Origin of the sequence: Winogradskyella sp. (genome assembly GCF_965228925.1) — a bacterium.
In the GTDB taxonomy this organism is placed as follows: Bacteria; Bacteroidota; Bacteroidia; order Flavobacteriales; family Flavobacteriaceae; genus Winogradskyella.
Window position 1 is genome coordinate 2,744,916 of the sequence record NZ_OZ245845.1, and the last position, 12,081, is coordinate 2,756,996.

Below are 12,081 nucleotides of genomic sequence, written 5' to 3' on the forward strand. Positions count from 1 at the left end.
ACTCTAATTATTAAGTAACTTTTCATTAGCCTCATTAACAGCTTTCATTGCTTTTGATCTATCTCTTAAATTTCTTCCTACTGGATAGGCATTTAAAACATTAAAATCTTTATCCAGAAATATTTCAATAGCAGTCTCACCTCGAGTACCTACAGTCTGACCCACGTCTATTTTAACACTATATTGTCTTGTCCCATCTTCAGCATACTTTATCACTAAATCTTTGGTACTTTTTGCTTTTGCAATAGCGTCATTTACTACATTTTTTAATTTACCTATATTTTCTGTAAATGCCTGAGTCCATAAATTCTTATCTGCAAATGTAGATTTAAATCCATGTCTATGTATTATGTGCTCAATGGCTGTTTTATAAGGGCTTAATGGATATACGGCAGCCCCCCATTTTACCTTAAAACATAAATTATGAACAAGTATATTACTCTTTGTTACAAAATACGAATGATTACCTTCAACTTCAAAATTGTATACCTCAACAGGTTTATTAATTTTTCCTACTTTTAATACTACTTCTTTAGAAAAACCTTTTAGGGTTAATGAGTCTCCAACATTAATATACTTAGCTTCTTTCCATATACCACTCACATAAAAAGGATGTTCGTCAGTAGTTTTTATAATATTTTTATCTGTTTCAATTGTTCTAATATGATCTGATTTTGATTTAAACGTCTTAGTTACCTTCTTTAATTCATTCTTTGATAAGTTTTCATTAAATGACCAAACATAATCGCCTACTTGTATATCTTCTATATTTTCATACTCATTCTCAGCAAGTACTTGTGTTCCTGCGACAAAGCAGAGCTTATTTGCCACTTTGACTACATGCTCAGTCACATCTACAAATTCATCGCCATACTTAGCTGCGAATTTAAACCCTTTCCCTAACTTCCCCGGACCTGGTAATATTCCCACTGTATTTATCAAATAGTCATACCATTGAGCTTCTGTTCCATCTAAATTTTTTCCGGTTGCTAAATTTTCATAAAGTTCTAATGGTAGGACAAAATCAGCAGCTTGTTTAGTTGTTGTAACTAAACTATTTGTAAAAGTCACCATTGCATCAATTTTTTTCTGAGCTGCTTTACTTTTTTCGTATGCTCTTTCTAATTCCTCTTCCGAGTTAGCATCTTTCCATGCAAATAAATCTTCAATAATTTGCATAAACTTATCCCCTGGGTTTGATGTATACTTTCTTTTAAAGTCTTTCTCTATTTCATTAAAGTTTTTATCAGATTCCAAGCCATCTATATCAATAGCTGATATTGGAGTATTAGAAGCAAACTGATATGGAGTATAAAAAGGGTAGCCTTTAAATAATGGATCCGTACTCAAGAACTTACCTAACCTAGGATCATAAATCCTAAACCCATAATCAACTTGTAAACCTTCCCCTTTGACTTCATCGTCTTTCTCCTTACCATTAAACCCATAACGGTATGTATCTGTTGAGCCATGGCGGTTTGGCATTAGCATTCCGAAGGGATAGTAATCATTGTAGGCAATTACATTAGGTTTAAAGATACCACTATCATACAATTTTTGATCCGTAATGACTGCCAAAACATTACCTAGGTGATTGCTTAACTCATAACGTTTGTCACCCACAGTATTTTCATAATCGTCGTCTTCAGCTGTTAAGTCGTTTACGTATTTTTGTAACCCTAATCGGGAGCTTCCATATAAATGGTGTTCAGATAATTCAAGATCAACAATCTCTACTATTGATGTCGTACTTGGGTCTATAAATAGATGCGCATTCGCACCCGATTGGATATGTGTTCCTGGATGAAGTGTAATAGAATTACCCGCCTGCAGCGTTACATTTCCTGTTGGAGTTATGGTATAACCACCACTTTGTGCTGCTATGATATTGCCGCTGGCTTGTATAAGTTCGGTACCACTATGCACAACATCCGCAGGGATGATAAAATCTACTGCATTGCCCGAACCACCCGAAGATATTACAGCACCGCTAAAATATATAGCCATGGTATTACCTTGGGCATCCCTAATGTAATAATTTGTGCTCGTTTGTTGAGCGTCCCCTTGAGGCACTGTGGTTTTAGACAACCGGTTCCCTAAACCATCATAGTCAAAACTAATCGTCGTCCCATCAGCTTTAGTGATTTGTCTTACTTTACCATCGACGCGCCAATCTATATTAGAGATGCCTTCTTGTTCGTCCTTAATCAGTTGGCCAATAGCATCATATTGATAGTTAGGTCCTTCTATTAGACTTGTAACTGGATTTAATATTCCATCAAATTCACCAGTATCTTCATTCAAAACCCCAATATTTTGACCAGTATCAATATCCGAATCAAAAGCGTTATCTGTAGCAAGATTTTCTGTTACGGCGTATAAGCGATTATTTCTTAGAGCCTTGTCTTGGACATCCGTGTTATATTGATAAGAAAAATTGTCCATTGGTACATCATTTACAGAACGGGTAAGATCTGTCAAGTTACCATTACGATCATAATTATAGGTAGATGCATAGGCTCTTTTGTCATTACCCACATCATAGCTATCCATAGATTTAATACGATTGAGCTGGTCATAGGTGTAATTGTTTTGCAACACACTTAATGGGTTCTCATCCATATCAATAAGGCTAGTCACCATAGTTTTGATATTACCATTATAGAGGTTATTTGTGTTAACATAAGTACCATTTTCTGCAAGTCTAAATGGGTTTGTTCCACCAATAGTTTCATAATCTCCATTAAAATAATTGAGTGAATAGGCAAATGCATCTGTAGCTGTTATAGTACCCAAATCATTACCTACATCATTAACACCTGCTTCCTCGCTATTTACACCTTTTAACCACCCCTGAATTGTATAAACATAGTCCATTCCCTGAACTTGCTTGTCTCCCAATAGAGCCCTTGCTAGAGGTCCGTGCTCATAATATTGGTAGTTAGCATCCTCTTCCCAAATTACACCGTTTTCTGAGGTCTTAACATTCATAATACGATTGTCGTCATCGTATGCGTAACGGTGGAGAAATTGATCGGGTTTATTGGGCTGATACTTCACCTCATGGACGTTACCACTTATTAGGTCATAATCATAATGAATGCGCCTCAAATGGGCTTCACAATCTAAAGTATTAGCATCTTCGATACAATTTGGGATTTTTAAACTTGTAATATAAGTGATGAGTTCTTTTACATTGCCATGAACATCGTAATTATAAAACAGACCATTATCAAATGGTTCGCTGTTATCAATAGTCGTGAGTTCATCAAAATACAAGACAGCAGTTACCCTATTAATGCTGTTATAAAGTGTATAACCACTAGTAAATAAGTCATTAGAGTATACAGCGGACATAGTATTGGCTGTACCTTCTACGAGAATCGCATCGTCATAAAACGTCTGAGTCACTTCCCTTCTTCTGGTCGATATATCATACGGAAAGCCCTCAGTATCAATCTCGGTACCATCTAAAACTTTTTCCAGACGACCATTATCGTTAATTATATATTCATTGAGTGGCAGTTTTACTTCCCCTGCTTCTATGATACGCCCCAATCCATCATATGTGGTATAACTAAAGTCTTCTTCGGTTTGACCTAGAATATTGTCTATGGCTTGCTTCTCATTTTGTGAAGCAATAATACGTCCTAAATCATCATAGGCAAAACGCGTTTCACCACCGTCCGGTGTTTTTTGCCAAACGAGTTGGTTTAATGAATTATAACGGTATTGTGTCTTAAGGAAATGATTTGGTAAGACCGTCTCATCCGGAGTTTGCTCACCGCTGTCCCTAATAGTGGCTATATCGGGTGATAGTGCGTTGAACTCAACTCTATTTGCCCCTTGTGGAGGGACCGTTTGTATTAGATTTCCCGCTTGATCATAATAGTATAAGGTATATTGATATTCTTTATCTTCATATTGTAGTGTAAAGCTCTCTTCCACACTTTGCAATGCCGCATTAATATAGTCTATTTTGAATTTACGTTTAAGACGATTAATATACTCTGCATAATTATCAGCCCCATATGCTTCTGATACATTTGTCGCAAATTGCTCACAATCTGAGGGTCCATCATAAGGAGGAATATCAATATTGGCGGGCATAGGATCTGGTGGGCAAATACTATTGATCTCAACATAGTGGGCCGCAAAATCGCGCCATACTAAAAACCCTTCTATTTCTGGAGTTTCAGGGTCATCATTGATACCATCCGGGCTCAAGCCCATATAGGGCTGATAAGCAGCAATGACACTATTGTAATCGTCGTAACCATAGTTTAAGGGTGTAGCCCCAAAACCTGAAATAGTTAGAAATAAAGGATGCTCTGTAGAAAGTGTACTTAAATTACCATTACTGAGAACAGTTAAGTATTCAATATAGCCTTCCAAAATATATTGGTAATTCCGATCGGAAAAGTACTCCCAACTATATTGACTCGGAATTTCATACCCTACTACGTTTTGTAAATTGGCCACAAAAGTGTTTTGGTAGATACTTTCACTCCAAGGAACTGGCGTTATACTTTGTGGTATACAAACCTCACAGCTATCATCATCTACAATACTTTTACTGCTAATAACCGATATAGACTTTGAAAAAACTAAAGGTGCTGTTGGACTGTTGACAATTGTATCTAAGTTACAGCTAAAGTTTAAAGGAAAATATTGAGATGAAGTTATATTTCCATATGTCTGGTAGAACAGTAATGTTGAACTAGACGGTATATTTCCGACAGGCAATTGGCCAATAAAATAGATGCTTTCTGTATTCGGAAGTACTCCCAAAGGTGTAATACTAAGGTAATCATCGCTAAAATCAATTTGTTTGACTAGGACGTAATAATTTGACGCGCCAGAAAATTCCAGCTTTAGATAGTCTTCATTGTCAATTGCATAAGGGTAAGTCCAATTGACGCTACTAAAGGCATAATTTGGATCATTGAATATGATTTTAGCATTAGATTCAAAAAAAGTTCTAAGGTCGTTGGTAAGATAGCTTGTCACAACAAAATTGCCTATGCCATTAGGATCATTATTTGTTTTTACCTGATTGATTAGTGCTATCATTCCATTACTAAATATTGCTTTATTATTTTCAATATCAGCTATGCACGGAGCTGGCATAACTTCAGGATCACAAGCATCATCAATGCCATCATTATCGGTATCACCTATATTAAATGCATTAGGGCAACTATCACAAACATTACCCACACCATCATCATCTGAGTCCGCCTGATCGGTATTTCCATCTTTCCAACAATTATCACAACCGTCATCTACATCATCATCATCAGAGTCAACTCCAATGAAGGCTTCACATAGGTCATTCATATCGCATTGAAATGCACCTTTTTTGTAAATAAAACTATTAGGGTTATTAAGACTGTCAGTATAAGCTAATGTACCATCAACCTCTATTAAATTAATTGAAGTAAAACTACTAACATCTAGATTATTAATATCACCTGGTCCTACGCCTAGAAGTTCCACAATTAAAACACCATTTCTTCTTAATACAAAGTTATTGGAGGGGTCATTAAACTCCCATACTAATGAATCCCCTAAATTAATTTGATAAAATTCGTCTAAACAGGTGGCGTAAAAAAGAACATTGGATGTAATATTATAACTACTGTCGTATATATGTCCTTGGGTTAATAGAAAATTCATTAGCCCAATCAATGCAGTGTCACAATTTAAAGGAGTACAACCAATAGGGTCGCATAAATCACCTATACCATCGCCATCGCTATCCGTATCACCACAACCATTATCATCGTCACATAAATCACCTATGCCATCACCGTCACTATCTAAGACACCACAAGGGTTGTTAGATTCTATATAACTACAACAGTTATAGTCTAGAGCCGTAATGTTACTATATATAGCTCTTGGTATCGCAAATGTATATGTGGTTCCATAAATAGTCATACTTTCTAGAGACGAATAAATGATTTGTAATTCGTCAAGATTACCATCGGCAAACTCTATACGATGAAAAACTATAAAATCACCACTATTAATATCGTTGTATAGTACACTGTTTAATGGAATTGACACTATTTCGGTAAGCCCTATAGCTATGGTTCCAGTATGTGTTGAAACATCATAACTCCAAGTCGCTCCTAAGTTAGTATCCCCCAAGAATGTTGGTAAAAAGTCGTTAGCACTATATAAGCCAGTCGTATTTAATGAAATATTCTGATTAAAAATTTCATTAGAATTGTTGAGTGAATTTAATAGATTAAGTATTGCTTCGGTAAAATCATCGGCATCTTGGCATTCGTCATCATTTAATGGCCCACCAGTTAAAGGGCCTTCTCCAACTGGATCATCTGGTCCTCCGCCCGAACTTCCTCCATTAATATAGCATTCCCCTATGCGCGCAATAGTTTTTCCAGAAATAATGATTTCTTCAATAATGACATCAGGTTGAGACGGGTTGGCGATTTTAACGGTCATTAAAAAACCAAACTCTATTGGATTTACTTCAGTATATCCTTCGTAATTAAACTGACTGATTTCTTTTATAATCCATGTGTTGTTGTAGTTTGACCATGAGTAATTATTATCCTGCAAGTAAAACAAAATAGGATTGTTTGTTAATATACTGGTCGTGTTACTAGAGGTAATGTTTAAATATAATTCACTATTACTGGGTGAACTAAAATTAAAGTTCATATTACTATTAGGCACATTAAGCACAAACACACCACTTTGTTCTACGTAAGTGGGTAGGCCTCCCAAGTCTAAATAAAGATCCATACTTAAATAACTATCATTATAAGGTATCTGATATGGATTGGTAGAAAAGCTTAAACTCCCATCACTATTGACATCCTCAAATAAGCCATTTACAAAAAATTCAAAATCTCTACCCATAGGGCATTGGCCTGTATCTATATAGTAATTATAATCCGTTAACTCTTCTAGATCTTGTGAGTTTTCTACCGCGGACGCAGAAGAATCATAAAGGTAATCCTCAGACACGATACGTTTTATTTTATCAAAATATAGCCCAGCATTATCACCACAAACAGCTCCAGAAGATTGATTTGTAGAAACACTAAAAGCCACATTAAGTCGCAATAGAGGATCATCATCTGTGATTAGCCCCTCACCAATACAATTATTATAGGTGTTGTTGTTGATAGCATAAATATTAGACAATGCGCTAATTACACGGTCTCTAAAATTAAGATATGAGTTGAGATACACATCCCAAAACTCTTCTTTGTCTTCTTGTGTCTGTAATGCAGCAAAAGCACTGTTATAATCGTTGTAACTACATTCACTAATAGAATTACAAACTACGGTCAATATACTTTCATAAGCTATTGCCGCGTTTGAGCTGGCAATTAAGAAATTGTTCTCAATAAAAGTTTGAAAATCTGGTAAACTAGGAAACCCGAGCTCTGCTGCTAAATCAACTGGAAAGGCGTTATATAAAGGATCATCTAATAAGAGATTTGTAATCGTAGCTTCCGTAAGATAACCTTTGCCCAGAGCAGCGTTATAGTCTAAATTCTCTAAATAGTTTTTGAATCCATCGATATTAACATAAGCGGTCGTTGTTTCTAAAATACCATCTCCGTTAGAATCTACTGTGACTTCCAAAGTATTGAGACTAATGACCTCACATAGTTTAAACGCAAAATCTACATATGAATATTCTGGATGAAAAGCCATAAGCGAATAGGCCCAGTGATTGGTATAGAAATAGTCGAAATCACTAAAATTAAGCAAAAAGTGAGGCTCAACTAAACCATATCCTTCATTTAATGGATCTTCAGTAATTAAAGGATTGGCATCAATAAAAGGGTAATCTATAGGATTAATCAAGGGATATTGTGTAGACTCGCCATTTTCATCCAAAGGAACCGATATATATACAATACTTCCATTTTCATCGTAATAATGAAAGGGATCACTTGGAAATTCTAAATTAAAAGGTGTCCGCCAACTAAAAAAATCTGGCATTTGTCCAGAGTATAAATTGTCATATAGGGTTGTAATAAATGGGTTGGCAAGTAAATTTTGCTCGTTATAAATACTAAGTAAGTCGGTATCATCAATTTCCGGACTATTGCCATATTGACCGCCCAATTCCATATCTGCTTTTATAATTAATGTCTTAACATCACAAGAAATAGATTGAATCGTACTATTGGGATCTGTTGTACCAACCCCATCAGTTTGACAATTAGAGTTACAAGCCTCTACAAGTAACTCATATTCTCTCTGAAATCGTTCTGTTAAGGCATTTGTGACAAAAGTCAAATCCTCGGGAGCCACGGTGGCAAGTGTTTCAGTATATTCTAATAAATTTGTATCGATATACTCTTGTAGTCCACCACCATTTGGTGCAATGGCATCCTCACATTCTTGACAACTGCTAAAACAACCATCTATACCGGTGTCAGGATTAAAAAATCCTAAATCAAGAATACAATCACTATCACTCTGCTGTACTTTTACAATCCAGTCATCGGCGAACTTATCTAAAGCATTTTTGTTTACTTTTAAGGTCTTTAGTATTTGCAGATTTCCTATAGGTGGTGCCGGGACTGTTGTAAAGTTATCTGAAAATAACTGTTGCGTACTGCCTAGAGGACTCACTAAATCAACAGCATCGTAAGGAATCAATGTTTCGTCATTTGTTAAAGGATCGTCATCTTGATCATCATAAGATAGCAAAACAGAGATTTGTGTTTGAGTTGTAGCATAGCCCAAAGGATGAGACGTTGCCTCTGTAGACTGAATATTGTCGACTAAGGCATTGCTTAATAGTGAATCCCCACATTCCGTTATAGCATCAAGGCCCAGATCAAATACAAAAGGATAACCCTTACCATTATACTCCGCGATCTCAGCAAAACAATCTGGTTGAAAAATATCAGTAACACCTAGACTATAAGACATTGTATGAGCATTACTCTCTGAAACCACGGCCTTAAACATTTGTGTTTTTAGGCCATCTGATATGCTTAAACCAGGAAATTGATTGGAGTTATATGAGGTGTTATTTAAGATGTCCTGTGTAGTGAGTCCATGAGTCAAGGGATCAATACCATCTTCCGTATTTATACCCTCCTCGTCATCTAATCCTGTTAAGGCAGGTGGGTTATCGGCAACTAAAGCCGTTGCAATGGTCCGCCCCTGTGGATCAATGTAACTTACACTTACCTGCTTGTTTGGATCAACAACTGCGTTTTTTTTGTAATGATTATGTAAGCCAACCTGATAACCAAATAAGCGATCTAATTCATTTTGAATTGGTTTTGCATAGACATATTGCATTTCGTGCCCCGAATTTATCTGATGTGTTAGTCCAAGACCACCTTTCTTTTTAATTCTACCCGTATTATCATCCGTATAGATAATTTGTGAAAAGGGATAATTTAGAGCATCTGGAATATAGTCTCTAAATTGACTCGTGGATGTGTTTAATCGAGAATAGTATTTACTCGCTCCGGCTTCAGGAGACATCTGGGTTGCAGCGATACCACAGACATCGTTTGCGGCACTATCCCAATCAAAATCTAGATGCGAGTATTTATCACCATTTATATTGAGGTTAAAATTTTGGTGAAACCCTAGTTTATTTTTATCAAAACTTGCCGGTACAGGTAAGACTTCTATTGCCGGTCTACCTTGATTGTCGTAAATCACTTCGCCGACAATAGCATTATTATCAGTATTTATTCTAGTTACGGTTTGACGATTTCGCAAAGTGCCATCAAAATAACTGACCACTTCTTTTTTCTTACCTTCCTCTGCGTAACTAGCCTGAAACTGCCAGTTTTTATTTATTTCATGTCCTGTCGTTAATGTAATAAATGCGTCGTTCCAATCTTCTAAATGGGAAGCGTTTTGAGATTGAAAACTCCAATTTCCTTGTTCAAAGAAATACTCACCGCCAGAATAGGCCATACCAACAGCCCTCACTCTAAAAGCTAAATGGCCTTTTCCGAATATATTTGCAATTGCATATTCTCTTTGGTCTGTGTTAATCCTAGTACTATTGTTTTTAAAGTCTTGGAGTGTAAGGGGAATCATATCTGGAGTGCGATCATAATTATCATACCAAGACCATTCCAAATCATAGCTCACCGCGCCTTCCACAGCTCCCCACTTCAAAATATATTCATTTGTAGAGGCATTATAGGTAATATCGCCTGTGGATATCGGAGGCGCATTAGCAGCAAGTGCCTTAATCTTATAAGCGACATAGCCTAAAGTCAACCTTACGTTATCGGGTAAAGTATTTGTCGTATTACCTTCTTGCTGAGTGGTAATATTAATTATTTGGACGTTTACACCATACCTACCATCAATTTTATGATAAATCTGATCTATAGTATTACCTGAGCTACCATCAACTGCATAATCCAACACAAAGGTTTTAGTATAGGATGTATCCGAACTTCCATCGGAGAGAAAAGGCGTGATTTGCAACTCTATACTGGTACTATAGTTAACGAGTGATGGAGTGTCATCATTATCGATAAAAAAATGAAGGAACGTTTCTGGTTCATAGGTGTCAGTATTAGGCTCTGTCACACCAGTATCGGCATATGGTAGAGGTAGAGTGGTACCGATTGCAATAGTCGTCTGTTCATTAGGATATTCAATACTCGTTTGAAACTTAGGGGGTAAATTCTGAGTTTGTACTGTAGACATTGAACACCATAGTGCTATTACAGCGAGACAAAATTTGTTTGATAATGATGTTAAATATTGCATAATATTACATTTAGTCATTAAAGTTTAGAGTATTTGGTAGTTTTTATAAGCCTTTACAGGGACGATTTTACCATTTTTTTTATGGATGTAATTATCGAGATCAAGTAGTTTTTTTTGTTCTGGTTCAATTAATGTTTTGTGGTCTGTAACACTAATCTCTAATCTGGGATTAGCCATTTGCCTGCCGTCCTCATCATTATAAGGAAATTGGGCGCTGATATACAGTACCTGCTTTGTTATCATGTTGTCACTCTTATTGATGTAAAGTTCTACTTTGCTGTAAGGGAGTTGGGATATTTCTGGAGCGACTAAAATACATTTCCAAGTCGTAGTTGTTTCAGTCAGCTCTTTAGCATCAAATTGACTAATAATATCTCTAAGGTTAGATAAATAATCCATGTTGCTGGGCATATCCAAGTTGTTGCTAATAGACATTGCTTTTTGAAGTTTATTGACTTTTAATACAGTTTTAGAATTGTGATTAGTTAAAAAAATGGTTTCTTTAATTTTTAGGAAAGAATCAAGCTCATCTTTTATAAGCACGCCTTTGTAATTCGCCGTATGTTCTTCAGACACGTAAGTGGGAAAGTATTTATAATCCAAATTGCAGGAAAAAGTGCTAAATTGCTCAGAAGTTTTCAAGCTCATTTCCAAAACTTCCATGACCGAAGTTTGGGAAAAACCAAACTGTATGAAGAAAAATAATAGTCCTAGGCTATAAATGTGTGTCTTGTAATTCATTAGTCGTTCTTTTTTGTGCTAGACCTTGTTTCCTGTATGGTATAAACCCCTTTTTCGGTTTCTTTTTTAACACGAACCAGACCTCCTTCTTGGTCATATTCATAGTAGGTCGCATAATTATTCTCATCTAACTCTGCCATTAAACGCTGCGTGTCCTCATCATAGACAAAGCTTTTCATTGTACCATTTAACGGGTAGACCCTAATATCATCAAACCAAGCATCTCTTGAGGGATTGTTGTTAAAAAGTTCAATCGTAATAAGTAATTGAGAACTCACAACATTACTGGGGACTTGAAATTTACCAATAATACGTTGCCATCCGTCTATGATATTACCACTGACCGTAAACGGAAATACAATCGGACTTGTAGAGTCAATACCGTCATCGTCAAAAGCAATATTAATACCTACTTCAGTGGTATAAGTTGTCACTTTAGTAGCATCTTGTTTTACCCAACCACTAACTACATACCATTCATTAGGCTCAGGAAAAAATGAGGAACATTCTACATAATCTTGGCTGTGGGTATTTAAGCTTATTAAAATTGTCAATACTATAATTAAATGCTGTTTCATAATT

3 protein-coding genes are annotated in these 12,081 nt (G+C 36.0%); all 3 read right to left on the bottom strand.

Annotated features, from left to right (window positions below; translation table 11 throughout):
- Positions 1–3 precede the first annotated feature (3 nt).
- A complete protein-coding gene (locus ACO052_RS11225) occupies positions 4–10,695 on the bottom strand; it encodes a polymorphic toxin-type HINT domain-containing protein (protein WP_422103845.1) in 10,692 nt (3,563 codons plus the stop codon).
- 87 nt (positions 10,696–10,782) lie between these two features.
- Positions 10,783–11,499, bottom strand: a complete 717-nt coding sequence (locus ACO052_RS11230) for a hypothetical protein (protein ID WP_422103846.1) — start codon at positions 11,497–11,499, stop codon at positions 10,783–10,785.
- Positions 11,499–12,077: a hypothetical protein gene (locus ACO052_RS11235; RefSeq protein ID WP_422103847.1), complete on the bottom strand. Its 579-nt coding sequence runs from the start codon at positions 12,075–12,077 to the stop codon at positions 11,499–11,501. The genes ACO052_RS11230 and ACO052_RS11235 overlap by 1 nt, the downstream gene beginning before the upstream one ends.
- Positions 12,078–12,081: the final 4 nt, after the last annotated feature.

Bases quoted from the DNA above. Each gene is read 5' to 3' on its own strand.
- ACO052_RS11225 (WP_422103845.1), bottom strand. From the start codon at position 10,695: ATGTCTACAGTACAAACTCAGAATTTACCCCCTAAGTTTCAAACGAGT.
- ACO052_RS11230 (WP_422103846.1), bottom strand. From the start codon at position 11,499: ATGAATTACAAGACACACATTTATAGCCTAGGACTATTATTTTTCTTC.
- ACO052_RS11235 (WP_422103847.1), bottom strand. From the start codon at position 12,077: ATGAAACAGCATTTAATTATAGTATTGACAATTTTAATAAGCTTAAAT.